Origin of the sequence: Fictibacillus phosphorivorans (assembly GCF_007673525.1) — a bacterium.
Classification (GTDB): domain Bacteria; phylum Bacillota; class Bacilli; order Bacillales; family Fictibacillaceae; genus Fictibacillus; species Fictibacillus phosphorivorans_C.
Genome location: NZ_VDZU01000001.1, coordinates 343551 through 366322, shown reverse-complemented (window position 1 = coordinate 366322; position 22772 = coordinate 343551). Strand labels below are relative to the sequence as shown.

Genomic DNA, 22772 nt, shown 5'->3' with positions numbered 1-22772 from the left:
TCTATTTCGTTATTAGAGAGCGGGTCATGATTTCTTTGACGGACTCTACCGTTTTAAAGATGTCCTCGTCTGTAATATGACGATGAACGACTGCACGCAATCGGCCGTAACCCATCTCTGAGAATACGATTCCCTTCTCACTTGTCACATTCAGGAACTCTTGCCACGAGTAGAGGTTCGAATCAACTTTAAACATGATGATATTAGACTCGATAACTTCAGGTTCTAGTGTAATCCCTTTGATAGAAGATAATCCCATTGCAAGATCACGTGCACGAGCGTGATCTTCACTTAATCTATGAATCATCGTTTCTAATGCTATGATTGCGGGAGCTGCGATGATCCCAACTTGACGCATCCCCCCACCTAGCATCTTACGAAGGGTACGAACTTTTTTAATATATTCATGACTTCCAGCTACGATCGATCCAACAGGAGCGGATAATCCTTTTGATAAACAGAACTGGATGGAATCTGCATACTTCGTAATCTCCTTCACATCAACACCAGAAGCAACCGCAGCATTAAAAATTCTGGCTCCATCCATATGGATCGGAACATTTTTTTCTCTGCTGAACTCATAAACCTCTCTTAAGTAAGAATCCGATAATACTTTACCCCCACAGCGGTTATGCGTGTTCTCTAAACAGATGAGTGCCGGTAGGGCGAACTGAGGGTCCTCGACATCAACAGGAAAAGCTTTCTCTAGATCACCGATCGCTAATTCTCCGTTTGTTTGAGTAGGTATCGGTTCATACATGATTCCACCACAGACGGATGCCCCTCCCGCTTCGTAGATATAAATATCTGATTCGTTACCAACAAGTACTTTTGAGCCTCTTGGGCAATGGGCCATGATAGAAGCAAGGTTAGCCATCGTTCCGCTCGGCATGAAACAAGCAGCCTCCATGTTCATCATAGAAGCGGCTTTTTCTTCAAGCACGTTCACGGTTGTGTCTTGTCCGTAAACATCATCGCCGAGGTGCGCGTTCTGAATGGATATCATCATCTCCTCAGTGGGGAGTGTTACGGTATCGCTTAAATAGTTCATTGTAGAGCACCTTCTTCCTCTTTTATTGTGACGATCTCAGTTTGCCTTAGTATACTTCTCAGCGCATCACTGTTTGTATGTGTAGCAATGATATGCCCTAACCTTCCGTAAGCATTCTTTGCCTTCTCTACAAACTGACCGTCTTCTACGTTAATCTTCACGTCTTTGATCTCTTCTTGCTGCTGAATCGAGTACACTTTAACTCTCCCTGAAGTAAGGGGAACGAAGAAGCGAATTCCCGCAAAACATGAAGAAAACTTGTTAATCTCGGGCGGTTGTCCGATCGCGATCTTTATCTGTTGTGTGAGTAGATCGGTACTCGTTGAGTAACGGATGAGTTCAGGAATCATACCACCCGCTAACCTTCCGTTCATCTCTACAACAAACATCTTATGATCTTTCAATTTGATCTCTAGATGAACCGGACCATTTCTCCATCCCATCGTGTTTAAAACTTCGAGTGCTCCAACCTTTATACTTTCTCTCATCTCGTGAGAAAGGTCAGGAGCGGGAAAAACGTGTCCCATCTCTACAAAATAAGGACCTTCCCCAACCGTCTTCTCTGTGATACCGATCAACTGATGATCACCTTCAAAGGAGAACATCTCGACACTATACTCTTGTCCACCCACGTATTCTTCGAGGAGTACGAGTCTTTTCGCGAGCTGATTCCTCGTGTTTCTCTCGATCTTCAATTGACTCAAAACGAACTTCTCTACCGCTTCGTATTTCTCACATTTGACCACTCGATTCGAACCACTATCATCGACTGGTTTAACGATACAGGGGAAAGAGAGAAGCTCTTTTTTCTCTCTTAACTGATTCAAAGAATCCACCGTTAAAAACCAAGGTTTATAGAGGTGTGTCGCATCTTTCAACCAGCTCCTCACAGAAGCTTTGTTTCGGACCGCCTCTACAGCGATCGCCGGGTTCCCTGGCAGATCGAACCTCTCTGCTAATAGGGAGACCGTGTGGATATAAAATTCACTCGTCGTCGTGATCCCTGCGATCTGTTCTTGCGACACGTTCTTTTTTATTGAGTGATGAAGCGTCTCGATATCGTTCGTGTCACAGACGATGACCTTACAATCTCTAGGAAGACCCTTGTAACGGGACGGGTCATTCGTGATAAAGAGGGGCTCGACGTTTAACGTCCTTGCTTTTTGGATTGCAAGCATCCCTGTTCCAGTCGTATTGGACTCAATAAACAATAGCTTTTTCATGTAAGCACTTCCCGTTTTCAAAAAATATGTACGACCACTGATCCGTATCTTGGATATGCTCAATTTTTCTAGGGATATTATTAAGAGCAAAAGGATTGATCTGTTTGTTCTTCAGATACATCTCATCATAGATCGTCGTGTAATAGCGGTCCCCTCGATCAGGAAAGATACAGGCGATCTTCGTGTTAGGATCGACCGTACGACTGATCCACTTGGCTACAGCATACACACTTCCAGAACTGTTTCCGGCAAAGATCTTCTCATATCGTGCGAGTTCGAGAGTCCATGAGAACGCTTCTTCATCGTTTAACCAGTGAACTTCATCGATGACTGAATAGTTCACGTTCTTCGGCTGAAGGCTGTTTCCGAGCCCGCCCTGCAAACGACCCGGTCGATCGTTTTGATGAAAGATGGAACTTCCAGCAGCGTCCACCGCGATGATCTTCACGTTCGGATTGTGCTTCTTTAGTCTCTCTGCCGTTCCACAGAGCGATCCCCCGCTACCTACACCAGCAATCAAGATATCAACGTGACCCATATCTGCGATTAAATCATCTGCAAGTTCATGATAAGACCTTGGGTTTTCGATATTTTCATATTGTTTCGGCCAGAACGCATCCGGGTAGCGCATTAGAAGACCATCTAGATAATCAAGTCTCGCCTGCTGCCAGCCGCCACTCGGTCCCATCTCATCCACGATATGTACATGGACACCTAAGGATTTCATCTTCGTATACGTTAACTGATCGATCCTCGGATCTGTTACTATATGAACGTCGTGTCCGAGGTAGGTTCCAACGAGCGCGATCCCCATCGCAAGGGTGCCAGAAGAACTCTCAACGATCGGTGCACCTTCTTTGAGTTCTCCTGTACGTTTTGCTTCTAAGATGACTTGTTTGGCTACTCGGTCCTTCATGCCGAACGGATTATGCATTTCAAGTTTGGCGTAGATAGAAGCATGTTCTATGGTTTCTCGCCTCAGTTGAACGAGAGGGGTCTTTCCGATTAGTTCGATCATCGATAGAGCCATTTATACCATTACCTCCGTCTCTCTCGTGATAGAGTGAAAAGATTGTACGGGATACCCAAGTCCCTTCAACCTGTTCGTTCCTTCACTTAATTTTTTTTGATACTGGGGGTCTCGATCATGAAGAAGCATACCGATATAAGTCCCACTATGTGCGGTCACTACTCCGATGCCTCCGATCTCCTGACAGATCGTGATTAAGTGTTCCAAGTGCTTTTTCGGTCTTAACTTTTGGTTCAAGATAGCGCTTCTCGTACAGATCTTCCCGATCCATTCGAGGTCGTTCGATTTAAAAGCGGTACACATTTGAGATAGAAGTGATTCGTACTCTTGCTTCTCACTCTTTGTAAAAGGTTTAGCGGTTCGGTTGAACTGGACGGTATCCACTTCCCCACCCTCATCGATTCCAAGGATGGTAAACGACGGACAGTCTCCTAACGCTTCTTTTAATCGGAGTTCTTTATGATAATAGACCACGACCCCAGCATGCATGATGCCATCAGAGGGTTCGATCTCTCTGATAAAATCTTCTAAGAGGATGACCGGAATTGAAAAATCATAATAATCCTCGATCGCCCTAGCCGTAGCTACCATATCAGCGGTCGAACTTGCGAGCCCTTTTCCTTGCTGAAGTTCACTGTTGAGTAACAGATGTCCACCCAACGGCAGTTCATAGAATTCTAGGATTCTTTTAGCTAGCTGCAAAGACTTTACTTTCCCCTCTGGCATGATAGAGAGTGTTTCTCCGTCGATCGGAACGAAGGTACAGGTTGAATACATCTCGATCGGGAATGTGACTAGGAAGTTTTGTTCGTTTGGCAGGACTCCCTGCAGAAGTTCCCCGAACGTGCCACATGATCTTCCATACCCTTGTCTCTTTGTAGACAGCGGTAGAGGCTCTTTTATTTTCATACCATCTGTCCCTTCTCGTGTATCCATTCATCCAATCCTTTGATCCCTGATTGAATCTCGTTATATTTTTCTGCGAATCGCTTCTGAAGAATTTGAAGTTCACATTCCTGAATGAAGATGATCTGTTGTACAGCATCAGGATGAGTCGAGCCCTTTGAAATTTTCTTCGTGAGCCCAAGCTTCGCGTCGAAGGTACCCAGAAGCTCTTTCTGGCTCAACTTGTTCTCATATCCGTATTGCTCACAAATCTCCTGAAGAAGTTGAACAGATACTTCTTTTGGATGGAGACCTTGTTTTAACGTTTCGGTAATAAATTTTCCAGCGATTACCTGTGATTTCCGATAAGGGATATCGTTTGTTATCGTGAGATGGTTCGCGAGTGTGAAACCGCCAAAGAAATCTTCCTGACAACGATTTTCGAGGATATCCGTATGATACTCCATCTGTTCAAAGATCAAAAACAACAGATCGAGAAAATGATCGGCTTCTTTTAAGAGATGAGGAACATTTTTCCCTGCTTCTTTTGAGACCTCAACCAGATTGCTGTACGAAGTACTTCTTTGTCCTAATAAGATATCCACATAATAACTGCTAAAATGGCTGGTCTTGCCTCGTGCTCTCTCTAAGATGGGGTAATTTCGTTTTTGAGGCATCGATGATGAGATTCCAGAGAGTTCATCGGGAAAGTGGATGAACTGGTATTCACTGCTTCCCCAGTTGATTAAATCTGTAAGAAAACGGCTCATATTATTTCCAAAAAAGGAAAGGTTCTCAGCCAGTTCAAGCGTCCAATCTCTTGAAGCAACACCGACCAGCGCGTGGCCCACATATGATGTGAAGCCTAACTGTTTTGCCATCACGTCACAATCAAACGGAAGTTCTTGCCCAGACATCGCTCCAGATCCGAGCGGGGATCGTTCGTTCATTTTGTAGAGTGTGTCAATCATCTTTTTGAGTGTGACGATCAAGTGTTCACTAATCGCAGTAAGATAGAAAGAGACCGAGATGACCTGCGCGGATTGATAATGGGTATATCCAGGCATCAAGGTATCTCGATATTCGGCCGCTCTTGATAGAACGAGATGACTGAGCTCTATCATCTTCTCGATGAGCGAAAGCCACTTTTCTCTTCCGAACATGAGCTGAGCACAAGCTTGGAAATCGTTACGACTTCTGTCTAAGTGCCAACGTGTGACCGTCTTGTTCATCTGTTGATCGATGAACTTCTCAAGAGTGAGCGCGATGTCTGTTAAGTTCTCTTTGGACTTGTAATGAAGCTCTTCTCGATCGACCGCCGATATCGCATGATACAGTTCGCTCGCTTCATCTTGTGTGATAAGATCCATCTTTTTGTAAGCATGTATGAGTGCTTTTTCGATCGATACATAATGATGTAGATAATTTTTCAGTTCAAAGTCGAACTGTGGATACAGAATCGTCTCGGTATAGCGTTCATGTGGAGGGCTCGTGACCCTCCCTGTTACTTGACTTGTCATTTCTACCCTCTCCCTTTAAGCATGTCTGTCATCTTTTGTCCTAAGTGTTGAACATATGGAGAACTCATCACGTTGTTATGATGACCATGAACATAGACCGCTTCTACTTTACCGGTCGTCCGCTTCTCCCAATCAGTTGGGTCGACGATGGTATGAAAATGGTTCGGATCACGCTCACTACAACAAAAGACGGTCAGATCGGTCTTGATCGGTTCTGAAAAGATATAATGATCGCTCGCTTGGTTGTTGATCGCCATGATGTTAAGGATACGTTTTACATCTTCTAGTTCTGCGTTATGAGGAAGTACGTTCCTCTCTTTAGCAGCATGCAACAGTAAACTGTACTGGTCATGTTTGTTAAGGCGTTCGAACTCGGTGGGATCGAATCCAAAGTTCTGACTATACACGACGAGTGGATCTCTTTTTTCTACAACCATCGTATGATCGAAAGGATGAGCATCCAACAGACCGATAAAAGCAACCTCTTCTCCCTGACTCTCTAAGATACGGGTCATCTCAACAGAAAGCGTTCCTCCCATCGACCAACCTGCGAGTAAATACGGACCAGAAGGCTGAATCTTCTGAATTTCCTCCACGTAACGCTCCGCCATCAAGGGAATCGTCTTGAGTGGGCTTAATTCATCGGAATCATAACCAACGGATTGAATGCCATATATAGGGTGATCAATCATAAGGTGGTCCGCTAGCGATATATAACAAAGTGCTCCTCCACCACCCGGGTGCACGATGAATAGTGGCGCATTCGTTCCTTCCCTCTTTAAGGGAACGATCACGTTACCCGTTGAGAAGTTGTTTTCTTTTATATGTTTAGCAAGCGTCTCCACCGTCCGATATTGAAACAGTGACGAGATCGGAAGCTGGACCTTAAAGGTCTTTCGGATATATCCGACCACTTCGATCACTTTTATGCTGTGACCCCCAAGGTCAAAAAAATCATCGTCTATGCTGATGTCTTTCGTACCAAGAACCTTTTCCCAAAGTGAGACAAGTTCTGTTTCTAATAGAGAAGACGGCCTCTTCTTCAAAGAACGAACAAGATCGTTCTTTGAAAAGGGTAGATCTACCTTTAAGAGTTTGCCGTGTTTGTTGATCGGGATCTTTTCCATAAATACAATGACGTTCGGTACCATATAGTGTGGAAGTTCCTCACTCATTCGATCTTTGAGTGCGTTTGCCGAAAAACGGCTTCCTTCATGGCGTACTGCAAATACGAACAGTTTTTTCTCTTCTCCGACTTTTTCTACGACGACCGCTGCGTCCTGAATTTCCTGTTGCTGTAGAACGCATTGCTTGATCTCGTCAAGTTCGATACGAAAACCTCTGATCTTCACTTGTGAATCTTTGCGAGAAACAAAGAGCAAATTCCCGTCGTCGAGCCTTTTCACGAGATCCCCCGTCCGATAGAACCTCTCAACCTTACCCAACACGTCTAACTCCAAAAAGAACGTTTCGTCTAACTGAGGTTGGTTGATATAACCGTTACAGACCCCATCGCCTCCGATATAGAGTTCGCCTGTCACTCCAACTGGTACCATTTCTTGATTTTCGTCCAATACCGCAAGACGATAGTTTGAAAAAGGTATACCGATCGGTGCGACCGTTTCTTTGTGCTCTGGTGTTGTATAAAAATAGGTTGAAGCCACGGTTGCCTCTGTTGGTCCGTATAAGTTGATGAGTGGTACCTCTTTAGACATACGATCATAATAGTTCAAGACGAGTCTGCGGTTCAGTGCTTCACCACCCGTAAAGATATAGCGCAGGGATTCTGTTGACGTGAACGATTGGTATTCGATCAACCTCTCTATGAGACTATGAAACAATTGGGCTCGTGTGACTCGTTCGCTACGGATCAGATCTGCGAGATAATCCACATCGAACTGACAGTTCGAGTCGCTCAAGATTAAAGTAGCACCTGAAACGAGCGGGCTAAAGATCTCCGTGATCGATGCATCGAACGTATAATTGATGTTTTGGAGCATCCTCTCACCTTGTACGAACGGAAACGCTTCCACATAGGCGTTTATATGATTTAGTAGTGAAGCTTGTGAAACAGAGACGCCCTTTGGTTTGCCCGTCGTGCCAGAAGTATAGATCACGTAAGCTTCTGTTTCATGGGGACTTCTTAAGAGTTTCGGGATAGACCCTTCCTTGTCGATCTCACAGTCTTTCGTAAATAAGACTGGTACCCCACTTACTTCGTACTCTTCGTCTTGAATCAAGAGAACAGCTCCTGAATCTTTTAAGATAAATTCTCTTCGGGATACAGGTAGGCTAGGATCTAACGGGATGTAACTGCATCCGATCTTAAAGACCGCGAGCAGAGCGGCCAATTGTTCGTTCGATCGCGTCATCTGGATACCGATCCTGGAAGGTGCTCTAACTCCTCGCTTGATGAGTTCGTTCGCGATCTGATCAGCCCTGTAGTTTAAGTGTTTATACGTCCAACTTGCAAGCTTATCCTTAACCGCACACGCTGCTTCGTGCTTTCTCACCGTTTCTTCAAACCATTCATGAAAAAATAGATTGGTAGGATAATGACTCTCTTTAAAAAGCGTGAGCTCTTTCTTTTCATGATCGTCCATGATCTTCATCTTAGAGATCGGCTTGTTAGGATGTTTTAAGATTTCTTCGATCAACAACAGGTAGTGCGCGATAAATTTCTTCAACCGGGTCTTCGTAAAGATCTCTGAACTATATTCGATCTCGCCGATCCCCCCTTTGTCATCGCAGCCGATATATAGAACAAGGTCAAACTTTGATGTTTTCGTATAGATCTTCTCATGCTCGATGAGGAACGCAGCGTTCTGATCGTTTCTCTGACCTTCATGAAAGGTGAACATGACTTGAAAGATCGGCTGTGTGGACGTGATTCGCTCTGGGTTTACAGCTTGTACGATTCTCTCAAAAGGTACATTGCTATACTCGAACGTCTGAATAAAGTTTTGAACGCTCTTCTTTAGAAAGTTAGGAAACTTACTATACGGGTTGATCGTGGAACGAATCGGCAGTGTGTTCACAAAAAATCCGAGCAAGTCATGCGTAAATGTTTCCGAACGGTTCGCAACAGGAGTGCCGACCACGATATCTTTTTGTCCCGTGTATCGATACAACAAGACGTTGAATGCTGCTAAGAAAAAACTATAAGGTGTAGCTTTGTTACTCTTCGCATATTCCCTTACTTTCAAGAGAAGCTCTTGTGGGATAGAAAACCTTACATTATCTCCTTCATATGTGGGTTGGAGTGGTCGGATGAAGTCAGTGGGCAGTTCGAGCTGTGGCGGTGCGCCATCTAGATACCCACGCCAGAAATCCATCTGGAGCTCCATTGCTTCTTCATCTATCTCATCTCTTTCCCAACCCGCAAAATCTCCATACTGCAGCTCAAGTTCCTCACCTTCATCGATCGTCCCTTCCTCGATGCTCGTATAGTGGGTGAGTATCTCTTTTTTTAAGAGATCGATCGACCAAGCATCGAATGCGATGTGATGGACGTTGATCAATAAATAGTAGAGTTCTTCTTTGATGCAGATAAGCTCGAAACGAATGAGTGATTCTGATTTAAAATCAAAAGGGCGTAGCGCAAAATCTTGCATATATTGTTCAAGCGAAGTCGTGTGTTCGATCTCTCGTTTATCCAGTTGTTTGAATGAGAGAGAAGGAGAGAGGGAAACCTTCTGCATCGGCTCCCCTTCTACCTCAGTGATCGTCGTTCGTAAGATCTCATGTTTCTCAACGATTCTACTTAACGCTTTTTCTAACGTTTGTGGCTGGATGGTTCCTCTGAGCTTAAAAATAAAAGGGATGTTGTACGTCGCACTGTTAGGAAACATCTTCTCAAAGAAATAGATCCGGTCCTGTCCAAAAGACGTTGGTAACAGATAAACCTCACTTTCGGTTGAAACGGTCATTGCTGGCACATCCTTTAATTCTTGATAGTTTGTTTAACCCTCTTCACTCGCTTGATCTCACCTTTAGGTTTGACTTTCTTTTTCGACAGCAACTCAGCGATACTATGGATCGTCGGGTTCTTAAAGATCTCTTTCAACGAGAGTTCGATGCCGAATTGGTCTTTGATCTTACCGATCATCTTCACGATCAACAATGAATGGCCGCCAAGGGTAAAGAAGTTATCTGTGTTACTCATATGAGGAAGCTTTAAGAGGTCTTCCCATATCTTGTTGATCGGTAGTTCTTGAGGAAGTGCTTCTTTCTTCACTACTTCCACTTCTTGACTCTTATAAGAAAGCAGTTTCGCCTTATCGATTTTACCGTTCACGGTTACAGGCAGATACGGAACAACGATGAATGTGTTCGGGATCAAACTGAGTGGCAAAACATGATATAACTGCTCTCGGATTTCTTCAGATGTGATAGTATCTGTCACAACATAGCCGTATAGAGTGACCTCGTCTTTTTCCTTTACATCGAGGATGTAACATTCCTTGATCCCTTGAATTCGCTTGACCGCTTCTGTTACCTCACGCTTGTTGAAGCGAACGCCTCTGACCTTGATCTGTTCATCTTGACGGCCGAGTATTTCAATCTCTCCTGTTGGCAGATATCGACCGATGTCTCCTGTACGATAGATCTTGTCTTCTTCGCAATCCGTAAATGGATTCTTTACAAACGTTTCCTGAACATCTAGATACCCGAGCGTTTTATAAGGTGTTCGTACAATCAACTCACCTGCTTCACCGATCCCTGTCAGTTTTCCACTGTCGTTTAAGATAAAGATCTGGGTGTCAGGTAACGATCGACCGATAGGCATGTGTTCATAGGTTTCGGTTCCTGAGACTTCATAAAAACTTTTAGCGAGTGTCGTTTCCGTTTGTCCGTATAAACCGATTAATTCCGCATGACTTTTTGCATGCCAAAGCGTGATCACTTCTTTTGAAAGTGCTTCTCCGGCAAAGAAAACATACCGAAGGTCGCTCAATTGGTTCCCCTCATACGACTTGATCCAGAGTTTTGATAAAGATGGCACCGCATGTATCGCGGTTATCTTCTGTTCTTCTATAAAAGACAGAACGTCTTCATGCTCACTCGGAATACATAATGTCGCTCCTGATGTTAAGGGGAGAAAAACATCTCGTAAGTAAACATCAAACGTCACGTTCGTCAGCTGTGCGAACCGATCACTATGTTTGATCTTAAAATTAGAACGCTGCCACTCTAAGAAGTGTGACAACCCGTTATGTGTTCCTAAGATCCCTTTTGGTTTTCCGGTAGTCCCTGATGTAAAGAAAAGATAAGCGCCACGATTCTCTTTCGGTCTTATCGCGAGATCTACGAGATTTTCACTAAGTTCATCAAAACGTGATAGTGGTAGCGAAAATTCATCTAAGACGGATACGTGGTCTGGGTTCAACTCCTCTGTCAGAAGAATTCGCTTCACGTTCGACTGCGATAACATCTCTTTTAAACGAACACTTGGTACGTTCTCATCTACGTTTAAAAATACAGCGTCACATTCTAACACGCCTAAGATAGAAACGATCATATGGTAACTTCGTTTTCCGTAAACCGCGACTACGTCACCTGGTGATGTAGTGGAGAGAAGCCCTGATGCCACTCGATCTACTTCGTGGTTCAACTGTTTGTAACTATAACTGTTGCCGTCTTCTTCAACCGCCGTTTGTTCTGGTGTTTCCTCTCCAATACGCCTTATCAGATCCGTGATACGCGTATACTCTTTTGGGACCAGCTGACTCTCTAAATCAGGTAGAAGAGGTGAGAGCGATGGTGTTACGAGTGAACATTCTTTTAGCATCATCTGTGGTTGTTGGATACAAGTTCTTAACAGATGCAAATACTGTTCGATGAACGCCTCCATCCTCTTCGATGAGAACGAGCTGTTCTGATACGAAAGGTCTAACACATATTCTGATTCTGTTTCTTCGATATACAACGTCATGAAGAACTTGGATTGAATCTCATCCACATCCACTTTTTGGACATTCATCTCACCGACTCTAAAATCTGTTTTCTCTTCAAAATTGCGATAGTTGATCATCACATCAAACAATGGGTTACGGTTTAAGTTCCTCTCAGGCTGAACAGTCTCTACGATTCTCTCAAACGGAACATCTTGGTTGTGAAAAGCATGGAAGACGGTATCTCGTACGATGTCCAAGTGTTCTTGTACAGTCACATCGTTCTTCACCGTCGTTCGTAATGGCAAGGTGTTTAAAAACAGCCCGACCGACCCTTCCAGCTCTTCTAAAGGACGGTTGACGATCGGTGTTCCGACGATGATGTCCTCTTCTCTTGAGAGTCTCGCGAGTAGCGCATAAAACGCGCCAAGAAACACGATGAACGGTGTATATTTTTGGTCTTTACTGAACTGCTTGATCATCTTAGAAAACGGTTTTGGCACGTGTTGTTTTATCGTGTTATTGCCTTTTCGGTTTTCGTCCAAATCTTGAGGCAGCTGCAGGAGAGGTATGGGTCCACTAAGTTTTTCTTTCCAGTACTGAAGCTGTTTTTGACTGTTCTCGTTTCTTTCGACTTGTTCGTTATAAGCGAGTGCATAGTCTGGATACTGCACAGGGTATGGCGAAAGTTCTTCACCGTTACAAAGCTTGATAAGTTCATCTTTGATCACCATGAGCGACCATCCATCACAGATGATGTGGTGGAACGTGAGTATCAGATACATCTCATCGACCATCTCGACAAGAGTGGCTCTCACCAAAGGTCCTTGGGTGAGATCGAACCGAGTCTGAAGTTCTTGTTGGACGATCGATTGAATCGAAACCTTCTCAACCTTTTGACTGATCAACTCGATCTCCCCTCTATCCATTACCATCTGAAGAGGTTCACCGTCTCTATTGATAAAAGAAGTCCGCAACGATTCGTGCCGATCTATTAATGCGTTGATCGCATGCTGAAGTTTTTCAGGATCCATGAGTCCATGTAACCTCAAAACGAGCGGCATGTTGTATTTGCTGTCTTGGTTGAGTTGATCGAGAAACCAAATGCTTCTTTGTGCATCTGTTAAAGGGACCTCTTCTGTTTTATCTGTTCGTTCCGTTATCGTAAGTTGATCTGTTTTCTCGTAAACGTTCATGACTTCGCCAAGACTTTTGATCGTCGGATGGTCGAACAGCACCTTTACAGGTAATGCTAAAGAAAACGCTTTGTTGATGCTTGCCATGATCTTTACGGCTAACAGAGAGTGTCCGCCAAGTTCAAAGAAATTATCGTTCGTCCCGATATGATCGATACCTAGTTTTTCTACCCAAATCGATAGAATCTCTCTTTCCGTATCGTTTGAAGGTACCGTAAACTCTGTGCTTACGACTAAGTTCGATTCAGATATGTTCGGTAGATTGTTTCGGTCGACTTTCCCGTTAGCGTTGAGCGGGAACTGTTGAAGTTCCATATAAAAGCTCGGTACCATGTATTCTGGAAGCTCTTTTGAGAGCTTGTTCTTGATCGTCAACCCATCCAGATCAAACTCATCACTCGAGAAGTAGGCGATAAGGTGGGAGACCACATCTCCTTTTTGAAACAAAACCACCGCATCTTTGATTCCGTCGATTTCGCGGATGCGATTTTCGATCTCACCTAACTCCACTCTCATCCCTCGGATCTTTACCTGATTATCTTCTCTTCCTAAGAACATGATGTTTCCGTCTTCCGTGAGATACCCGCGGTCTCCGGTTCTATACATGTGTTCACCAGGATAAAAAGGATCTTCCATAAAAGAAGCTTTTGTTTTTTCAGGGTTGTTCAGATATCCTCTCGCAAGCCCGATGCCTGCAATGTATAAGTCACCTGGCACGCCGATTGGAACCGGCAGAAGATAACGATCGAGCGCATACACCCGGTTGTTATCGATCGGTCTTCCGACTGACACTATGTATGAACCACCCGTGTGATCCTGTTTACAATCAAAACATGTAGAATCAATCGATACTTCCGTCGCACCCCATGTGTTGTATAGATGGCCCGGCATCTTTTCATAGAACTGGTTCATCAGTTCGCTTTTTAACGCTTCACCACTCGAGACAACGACTCGAAGATTTTGAAGCTTCTCTTTCATCTCTGGCGTCATCTCGTCGATGACCATCTGCAGCATGCTCGGTACGAACTGAAGAAGTGACACGTTATACTGAACGGCATAACGTAAGATCTCATGAGGATCCTTATGTGCTCCCGGCGGGATCAGAGCGATCCTTCCCCCTACCATTAACGGCCAGAAGAATTCGATCGCCGCATCATCAAACGTCAATGTCGTCTTTTGAAGTGCTGTCTCACCCTCTCTTAGATGGTGCTTGTTCTGCATCCAACAAACTCGGTTCACCCAGCCTCTATGTTTGCTGCTCACGCCTTTTGGTTTTCCGGTTGATCCCGACGTATAGTACACAGATACTAAGTTCAGTGGGGACAGGTCGACCGTCGGCTTTTCAGTCGAGAGATCATCCATTCGACTCAGAATCTCTTCGAACATCAAAACGTTGATCTCTTTTTCTTCTCCGAGTGTTAACGCTTGATTCGTTATACAGATCGGCGCGTTCGCATCGATCAAGATGTCTTTCATCCGTGATTCGGGTGCCTCGATATCTAAAGGAAGATAAGCGCCTCCAGCTTTTAAGATACCCATCATCGCGATGACGAGCTCGATGGATCGACCCATCACAAGTCCGACTGGTGTATCTGGAGTGATGCCCTCTTGTATCAAAAGATGAGCGAGCTGGTTGGCCCTTCTTTCAAGCTCACCGTACGTGATCGTTTCTCCCTCGTATTCTGCTGCTACGTGATCTGGTGTTTTCTTAACTTGTCCTTCAAACAGTTCGTGAAGATGAACATCAGGAAAAGCCATCTGTGTCTTGTTAAAACCATAGATCACCTTTTCTCGTTCTTCATCTGTTACTAACGACCATTCATCGATCGGGTTCTCAGATTCTATGAATTTAAACATTTGTTTAAACAGTGAAGCCAGTCGGTCTATATCCTTTTGTTGGAACACGTCACTTCTATATTCAAACTTCCCTTTAAGACCTTCATCAGAAGGTTCAAGAAACAAAGTTAGATCGAATTTCGAAGTGTGATTGTTTAATAAGACCGTATGCCCCAGTTTGAGTGTATCTGTTGTTGTTACGGCATCCGGATAGTTCTGAAAAGCGAACATGTATTGAAAGAGCGGGTTTTGGTTCGACGCTCGGTTCGGTTGGACCGCCTCTACGACCTTCTCAAACGGTACTTTATCGTTTGAAAGAGCTTCAAGCGTCGTGTTTTTTACCGATTGAAGAAAATCCTTAAACGTCATCGTACCTTCGATCTGGTTACGTAAGACGATCGTGTTCACAAACATGCCGATGATGTCTTCAGTTCCTTCGAACGACCTCCCAGCAACAGGTGTACCGATCGAGACGTCTTTTTCACTTGATAACTTGTAGATTAAGAGTTTGTACAACGAAATGAGACCCGTGTAGAGCGTCACTCCTAAGCTCTGGCAAAACGTTTCTAATGAATGAAGTTCTTTCTTAGATAACTGAAAAGTTACCTCACCACCAGGACTACCAGTGCTCTCTCTATGTTTTTGAGTTTTGAACAACTCGATAGATGGCGTGTCTTTACTCAGTTTACGTTTCCAGAAATTGATCTCTTCTTGTGCTTCTGTGGTCGATGAATAACGTTCTTGAGAGTTGATATAATCCTTATAACTACCAGATACCTTGACTGGCTCTCCCTCATAAGCTGAAAGAAGGTTGTTTAAGAAGATAGATTCTGACCACCCATCAAAGATGATGTGGTGAAAGTTAAAATAGAAACGATGCTGATCATCAGATACCTTAAATAAGGTAAACCGATACAGAGGACCGGTTGATAAGTGAAACGGTTTAGCAGCATCTTCTCTCATATAATCTTCGGTCATCTTGATCGCTTGATTATAGGAAGACATGGAATAGTCCAACATAACCAAGTCACTTGTTCTTCCTTCGTCGATCACACAAACTGGTTCACCGTTTTTCGTTAAAAAACGGCTTTGAAGTACACTTTGATTTTGTATGACAAGATCGAGACTACTCTTAAAATCTTGTAGTCTGAGGTCTCCTTCTATATCTACAAAACTAGGAAGGTTATAAAGAGAAGAAGCACCCTCTAACTCGTTGAGGAACCAGAGCCTCTTTTGCGCGTCAGAGAGGGTATTACCGCTCTCACACATGAACTGTAAGTCTTCGTCTTCTAGGATCACACTCTTACTGTCCACATAAGATGCTAGACTAGAGATCGTTGGATGTTCAAAGACTGTTTGGATCGTCATCTGTACGCGATATTTTTTTCTGAGACGACTAGCCACACGTGCCGCAAACAATGAGTTTCCACCTATGTACAAAAAGGATTGATGAAGAGATGAAGAAACTCCTAAATCATCTTTCCAAATACTTGCGATAAACGTTTCCGTCTCAGTCAACGTTTCAGAATCATTCATTTCCTGTTTTAGGATAGGACGAGGAAGCGCTGCACGATCCACTTTTCCGTTTATTGATAGCGGAAGTTTTTTTAAACAAACGAACAGAGTAGGAACCATATAGGCTGGCAGTACGTTCAGCAGTTGTTCTCGTACTTCCTCTTCTACAAAATCTTGCTCGTCCTCTAATACGAGGTAAGCCGTCAAAAACTGTCGTGTACCTTCTGTAACCGCCATAACGACACTCTGCTTAATGTGGTCAGAGTTCTCAAGAGCATGTTCGATCTCACCGAGTTCTATTCGTAAACCGTTGATCTTAACTTGAAAATCGTTACGACCGATATAATCGATCGCTCCATCTCTACGCAGGCGACAGAGGTCTCCTGTCTTATACAATTTCTCTCCCGTTTCAAAAGGGTTCGGGATGAATCGTTCGCTCGTTAGAGTCGGTTGTCCGTAATAACCGGTCGCAAGTCCCACTCCACCGATATACAGTTCCCCGCTCTCCCCTTGAGCCACTGGTCGCATCTTTTCATCTAAGAGATAGAGATCGATGTTACTGATGGGGTACCCGATCGGAACAGAAGAACTTCTGTCATCCGTCGTACATCTCCAATATGAAACGTCGATCGCTGCTTCTGTCGGTCCGTACAGGTTATAAAGCTCTACATCAGCCGATTGATCAAAAAATTGGCTTTCTGTCGACTTCTTTAATGCCTCTCCGCTACAGATCACCCTCTTTATAGAAGTTTGAGAAAGATCGGGAACAGCATCCAAGAAGAGTTGAAGCATCGATGGAACAAAATGCAGAGTCGTCACCCTATATTCTTGAATCGTCTGATATAAATAATCCGGATCCTTATGTCCTTCTGGTTTGGCCATGACGATCGATGCACCTTCCATCAACGGCCAAAAGAACTCCCAAACGGATACATCGAAACTATACGGTGTCTTCTGCAGGATCCGGTCGTTACCGTTGAGTAAAAACTCACGCTGCATCCACTGAAGCCGATTATTGAGCGCTCGATGCGTGTTCATGACGCCTTTTGGTTTGCCGGTAGAGCCAGAGGTATAGATGATGTACATGAGAGAATCTGCGTCCATCTCCACCTCAGGATTTGCGATCAGCTTCTCACTCCATGAAAACGTGTCTAAGCAAACAACATCACAATCTTCAAAAAGAGATTGGTACTTTTTCGTTGTTAGAACGAGTGGCTGTCCTAACTCACTCACCAATCCTTGAATCCTTGCGATAGGAAAAGTCGGATCGACGGGAACATATGCACCTCCCGCTTTTAAGATTCCGAGTAACGCGATGACCATCTCGAGTGATCGCTCAAGACTGACAATGACAGGTTCCTCTCGCTTGAGTCCTTTATTCAATAACAGGTGAGCCACCTGATTTGCTCTGTCGTTCAACTCTCTATACGTAAGTGACTCATCTTGAAAGAAGACCGCTACATGATCAGGGGTTCTTTCTACTTGTTGTTCAATTAAATGATGAATACAGGCATCATCATTTGAGAACGTTTCTCTTCTGCCTTCTAACACGTGAGTATAAACAGTATCCATCTAGACTTCCCTCTCCTCTTCCCACTCTTTCACGACTAAACAAGCGTTATGTCCACCAAAACCAAAAGAATTACTCAACACCGTTCTGATGCGATGGTTCTGCGCTCGGTTAGGCACAAAGTTTAAGTTCATATCTTCATCAGGTTCTGAATGATTTATAGTTGGCGGTACCAATTTGTTCTGTATGGATAACACACTCGCGATTAGCTCGGCTGCCCCAGCACCACCCAATAAATGGCCGGTCATCGATTTGATTGAACTGATCGGTAACTCGTAAGCTCGTTCACCAAACACTTTTTTTATCGCGTACGTTTCAGATTGATCATTCAATTTGGTACTCGTGCCATGCGCGTTGACGTAGTCGATGTCATCAGGGGTAAGGTCCGCATCTTGTATCGCTCGTTTCATGGCCATGATGACACCATGTCCTTCAGGGTCAGGAGCAGTTACACCGTATGCATCGTTAGTAGCTCCGTACCCTGCGAGTTCAGCGATGATAGGAACTCCACGACGTAGCGCTGATTCTTCTGACTCTAAAACGACGATCCCTCCACCTGATCCGATCACGAAGCCGTCCCGAGATCGATCGAAAGGGCGGCTGGCTTCTTGTGGAGAGTCATTTCGTGTAGACAATGCTTTTATCTTAGTGAACGATGCAAGATCCAGTGGTGTGATAGCACCTTCAGTTCCTCCGGCAATCATGATATCCGCATCGCCATATTGGATAGCACGCATCGCTTCACCAATACAGTTACTGCTTGCGGCACATGCGGTAACGAAAGAACCACTCTTTCCTTTTGCGCCTAGTTTTATAGCGATCTCACTTACGCTCGAGTTGATTAACATCCCAGACGCGAGATAAGGACTTACTCTTCTTGCTCCTTTCGTGAGTAAGGTCTGATGGTTTTCAAGGATCATGCCTGTCCCGCCTGACCCTGACCCAACCAAGACGCCTACACGAAACGGATCGAGTTCTTTCATATTTAGTGAAGCTTGTTCAACAGCTTCAAGAGTGGCTGCTAAAGCATAATGTGTGAATGTATCCGTTCGATTGACTTCTTTAGATGATAAATATTCTGTCGGATCAAAATTCTTTATTTCTCCTCCGATTCTCGAAGAAAAGATCGATGTGTCAAAAGATTTAATATAATCGATCCCACTGACTCCTTTACTCAAGTTGAACCAAAAAGAATCGAGGGTATGACCGATTGGTGAGATGATTCCCATTCCCGTTATAACCACTTTTTTTCGCATAAGTAGCTCCTTCTTCACTAATATCATGTCAATTCTACAAATATTGCGTTTGTGCTACATCCGTAATTTCCGCAACTTTAAGGTTCAAAGTCCATTATCAATTTTTATTACTTTTAATAATTGAGTAAAACAATACTGTATATTTACGGAACGTGTTCTTTTATTTATTACACGTACTGTAAAATCTACATTCATCCTAGTAACTTAAATGATCAATAGTCTTTTTAAGGAGATTGATTTTATAATTAAATTGGTAAAAAATTTATAAAATGTAAAACTATTTACCTCTTACTTACGAATGTAAAAGTATGACACCCTTTTCCAGTCTGGAAGTGAAGAAAAATCATGATGAAACAGTTGCAACAGAAAAAATGGATCAAGCTAATCCAAAAAAAATCTGATGAGAACGCTGCGAACGAACTCATCGCCCATTACTATCCATCTATTTATGCGTACGTTTACAAGCAGACGCTCAATAAAGAACTGTCGATGGACTTAACGCAGGAAATCTTTATCAGCATGCTGCAGTCCATTCATCATTACGATGACAAAAAAGCCTCGTTTAAAACATGGCTATACCGGATCGCCACATATAAAGTGGTTGATTATTTTAGATCTCGCCACTATACATATGCTCAGTCCACAGACTACTTGGAGTTTGATGAAGTCGCTGCATCTTCAGATTTTACGATTGAGCTGGAGTATAAAGAAGATCTCCAAAGAGTGATTGACCTCTTAAACGCTTTTCATGTAAAAGATCAGCAAATACTGCGCCTAAAATTATTTGCAGAGCAAACGTTTTCAGAAATTGCCGTCACACTGGATATTCCTGAATCATCCATTAAGACCAAGTATTATTCTGCAATACGAAAGATCAAACAGCGAATGGAGGCTGAGTAAGTGGACAAACACAGTTTTCACGTTGATTACCCTGAGAAGCATGAAATGAAAAAACACATACAATCCATCGTTTCTGCAGGGCTGACCAAACCAAAATCCTTTATTCAATACCTAACCGACATGTATCAGCAGCTTGGTTTCCGTTACCTGTTCCGCGACGCGACTGAGATTTTATTTGTCGTCTTTTTAGCGCTTTGTGTGTTTCTATACGGCATACTCTCGCTGGATTCTTCCATCAAAACGAACGACATTTACTTCTTTATTTTTACGCTATCACCCGTTATATACTTTACCGTCGCGTCCCTTTTTTTAATAATTGCGTTAACCAAAAACACGTTTGCCGTCGAGATGACATGTAAATATCACGTGTTTCAGCTGGCTGCCTTTCGAATGCTGATTTTTAGTGTGCTCGCACTCATTCTAAACAGTTTTTTAATACTTATTGTTTCCCTGCTCTTTCAATCGATCAGCGTACTTCAAGCCTTGCTTTTATCATGCAGTTCATTAAGCATATTTTCCGTTTTGTATCTCTATGTTTTGCAGCATATAAAAGGAAGATATTCTACCTATGCCTTGATGGCGAGCTGGCTGCTAGTAAACTTTATCCCAGCATTGCTAAGCCAAGATGTATACGCTGCTTTTCTCAGTCATGTTCCGAGCTATGTGTACATGGTGGTATGTGCCGTAAGTCTCGCACTCTATGTGAACTCATTAAAAAAACTAATTGCATTTCGAGAAGGAGTTTTATAGATGTTACTTGTTGAAGACGTTACAAAGAATTTTGGACAGTTCAATGCACTGAAAAATATTAACCTCGAGTTTTGTAACGGCGTATATGGTTTATTGGCGCCGAACGGAGCGGGCAAGACAACTTTAATTAAGATGCTCACAACCCTCTTGTTTCCGACGACCGGAAGCATCCGTTACGACGGAGAAGATATTATTAAGATGGATGAAAAGTACCGGGAGATAATCGGTTACCTTCCTCAGGAGTTTGGCTATTACAAAAATTATTCGCCAACCTCTTATCTGCTTTACCTTGCAGCGTTAAAAGGAATACACCCAAAAACGGCGATTACTCGTGTTGAAGAACTGCTTAAAACTGTAGCACTGGATCATGTGGCAAATAAAAAGATGAAGAAGTTTTCAGGCGGGATGATTCAACGTGTTGGGATCGCTCAAGCCATGTTGAACGACCCGAAGATTTTGATTCTAGATGAACCCACAGCTGGCTTAGATCCAAAAGAACGAGTTCGCTTTCGTAATCTGCTTACGAATCTCGCTCGAGATCGCATTGTCATTTTATCCACACATATCGTATCAGATGTAGAATCGATCGCAAACGAGATCATCATGATTAAAAATCAAGAAGTGTTATACAAAGATACTGTTTCTAACATCTGCCGTAACATTCAAGGCCTCGTTTACGAGACCGAAGTGAGTTATGAACAAACAGAACAATTTCGTACTACTTACCTTACACTGTCCGAAAAACAAGAAAACGGAAGCATGTACATGCGTTTCTTAACAGAAGATACAGCTAAACCAGAATGGAAACCGGTTCATCCGAACTTAGAAGATGTCTTTTTGTATATCTATCAAGATGGAGTACTTTCAGATGATCAAACGGCTTGAATTTAAAAAAATCATCTCATCACCTATTATTCTAGGATTGTTCGTACTCTTTCTTTTGTTCAACTGCTTTCTCATCTATCAGCAATCAAATCTGCGTCATGATATGAAGTCACTTCAGCCAATCGTACAAGAAACGGGAACGTTAATGGATGAAGAGGGGCGTCAAAAGCTGCAAACCTCTTATGAGCAAGATTTAAATACTTGGAATAAGCTCACACAGAGCAAGACTGGAGACACCTACCAAACCGCAGCGGAATTTTATAAGCCCGAACTCTACTATAGTTTGATTGAATCAAACATTTATTCAAAAGAAGAGCTGCAAGACATCAACAAACTCGCGATAAAAGAAACGTATGTGAACTCCATACAAGAGATTGAGACAAAATATAATGAACTAAATGTAATGGAAAATGCAGAAGAAGGCATTAGGCTTTTCGGATTGAAAGGTGCAGCTGCTGAAAAAGTTCGTGAGCAATACGCTGTATTAAAACCACGTGTTGAAGAACTCGTCCAGAACAAAGAACATCTTCATCTTTTCTTTCATGGAAAGATGTTCGGAACGCATTCTTTTCTTTTTAAAACGTTATTTGGGTTTATGCTTTTTCAGGCGATGATCTTAATCGTTCTTTTCACTGCTTTTATCGTGAACTATGAGTTTGAACATAGAACAGCTTTAGTCACTTATGCAACAAAACGTGGCAGAAGATTGATGTGGGATAAGCTTCTTGTGTCCACCTTTGCATCAACACTTGTAACTGTCGCTCTTCTCGCTATAACATTGTCTGTTTATTTTATAGTGTTTGATTATTCTGGCCTGTGGAACGTACCGATAAGTACAGGGTTCTTAATCGAATTAAACAAAATACCTTTTATTAGCTGGTGGAACGTCACGTTTATCCAATATCTATTCATGTCATGTGGTTTAGTTGTAATCTGCCAAATCCTATTTGTTTTGATTACGTTTTGCCTCTCCATGCTGATACGGAACAGCTACATCGTTTTCACACTTTTTGGTGTTATCTTTTTGGCAGGTCTTTATATGCCAAGCATCATGCCCAAGGACAGTACAATGCTTCTTTACACGCACTTCTCTCCTTTTATTCTAGTGATGAATGTGAAGAAATGGTGGATGGAAAGCGGAGTTTTTACGACGTTCAAATTTTACGAAGTCATTACCGTCACAGGATGGTTAATCGCTTTACTGCTCACAGCATGGTTTTTCATCAAACGTTTTGCTAAAGAAAATATATAGATAGGACGC

General features: G+C 43.1%; 12 protein-coding genes. 4 read left to right on the top strand and 8 right to left on the bottom strand.

The window, feature by feature from the left end:
• Position 1 precedes the first annotated feature (1 nt).
• From FS458_RS01700 to fabF, 8 genes are read right to left on the bottom strand one after another with little or no spacing between them, the layout of a single operon-like run.
• Positions 2–1051, bottom strand: coding sequence for a GntG family PLP-dependent aldolase (locus FS458_RS01700; protein WP_144697123.1), 1050 nt, complete (start codon positions 1049–1051; stop codon positions 2–4).
• A complete protein-coding gene (locus tag FS458_RS01695; RefSeq protein ID WP_144697120.1) occupies positions 1048–2274 on the bottom strand; it encodes an ATP-grasp domain-containing protein in 1227 nt (408 codons plus the stop codon). Before FS458_RS01695 ends, FS458_RS01700 begins: the two co-directional genes overlap by 4 nt.
• Positions 2252–3304 (bottom strand): cysteine synthase family protein, encoded by a 1053-nt coding sequence (locus FS458_RS01690; protein ID WP_144697117.1) that lies wholly within the window; start codon positions 3302–3304, stop codon positions 2252–2254. The genes FS458_RS01695 and FS458_RS01690 overlap by 23 nt, the downstream gene beginning before the upstream one ends.
• The gene (locus tag FS458_RS01685; RefSeq protein ID WP_260858248.1) at positions 3305–4240 is read right to left on the bottom strand and encodes a kinase; all 936 of its coding nucleotides are present in this window, start codon (positions 4238–4240) and stop codon (positions 3305–3307) included. It abuts the gene before it with no gap.
• The gene (locus FS458_RS01680) at positions 4210–5709 is read right to left on the bottom strand and encodes a lyase family protein (protein ID WP_144697114.1); all 1500 of its coding nucleotides are present in this window, start codon (positions 5707–5709) and stop codon (positions 4210–4212) included. Before FS458_RS01680 ends, FS458_RS01685 begins: the two co-directional genes overlap by 31 nt.
• Before the next feature lie 2 nt (positions 5710–5711).
• The gene (locus tag FS458_RS01675) at positions 5712–9638 is read right to left on the bottom strand and encodes a non-ribosomal peptide synthetase (RefSeq protein WP_144697111.1); all 3927 of its coding nucleotides are present in this window, start codon (positions 9636–9638) and stop codon (positions 5712–5714) included.
• A 14-nt stretch (positions 9639–9652) separates the two neighbouring features.
• On the bottom strand, positions 9653–17722 hold the full coding sequence (locus FS458_RS01670; RefSeq protein WP_144697108.1) for a non-ribosomal peptide synthetase: 8070 nt from the start codon (positions 17720–17722) through the stop codon (positions 9653–9655).
• The gene (gene fabF, locus FS458_RS01665; RefSeq protein WP_144697104.1) at positions 17723–18976 is read right to left on the bottom strand and encodes a beta-ketoacyl-ACP synthase II; all 1254 of its coding nucleotides are present in this window, start codon (positions 18974–18976) and stop codon (positions 17723–17725) included.
• A gap of 345 nt (positions 18977–19321) precedes the next feature.
• On the opposite strand from fabF, the gene FS458_RS01660 reads away from it, so the two are divergent.
• The 4 genes from FS458_RS01660 to FS458_RS01645 are packed head-to-tail and all read left to right on the top strand — an operon-like array spanning position 19322 to position 22763.
• On the top strand, positions 19322–19876 hold the full coding sequence (locus tag FS458_RS01660) for an RNA polymerase sigma factor (protein ID WP_260858246.1): 555 nt from the start codon (positions 19322–19324) through the stop codon (positions 19874–19876).
• On the top strand, positions 19877–20626 hold the full coding sequence (locus tag FS458_RS01655; protein WP_144697101.1) for a hypothetical protein: 750 nt from the start codon (positions 19877–19879) through the stop codon (positions 20624–20626). It begins immediately after the preceding gene.
• Positions 20627–21511, top strand: coding sequence for an ABC transporter ATP-binding protein (locus FS458_RS01650; protein WP_144697098.1), 885 nt, complete (start codon positions 20627–20629; stop codon positions 21509–21511).
• Positions 21495–22763 (top strand): hypothetical protein, encoded by a 1269-nt coding sequence (locus FS458_RS01645; protein WP_144697095.1) that lies wholly within the window; start codon positions 21495–21497, stop codon positions 22761–22763. Before FS458_RS01650 ends, FS458_RS01645 begins: the two co-directional genes overlap by 17 nt.
• Positions 22764–22772 lie beyond the last annotated feature (9 nt).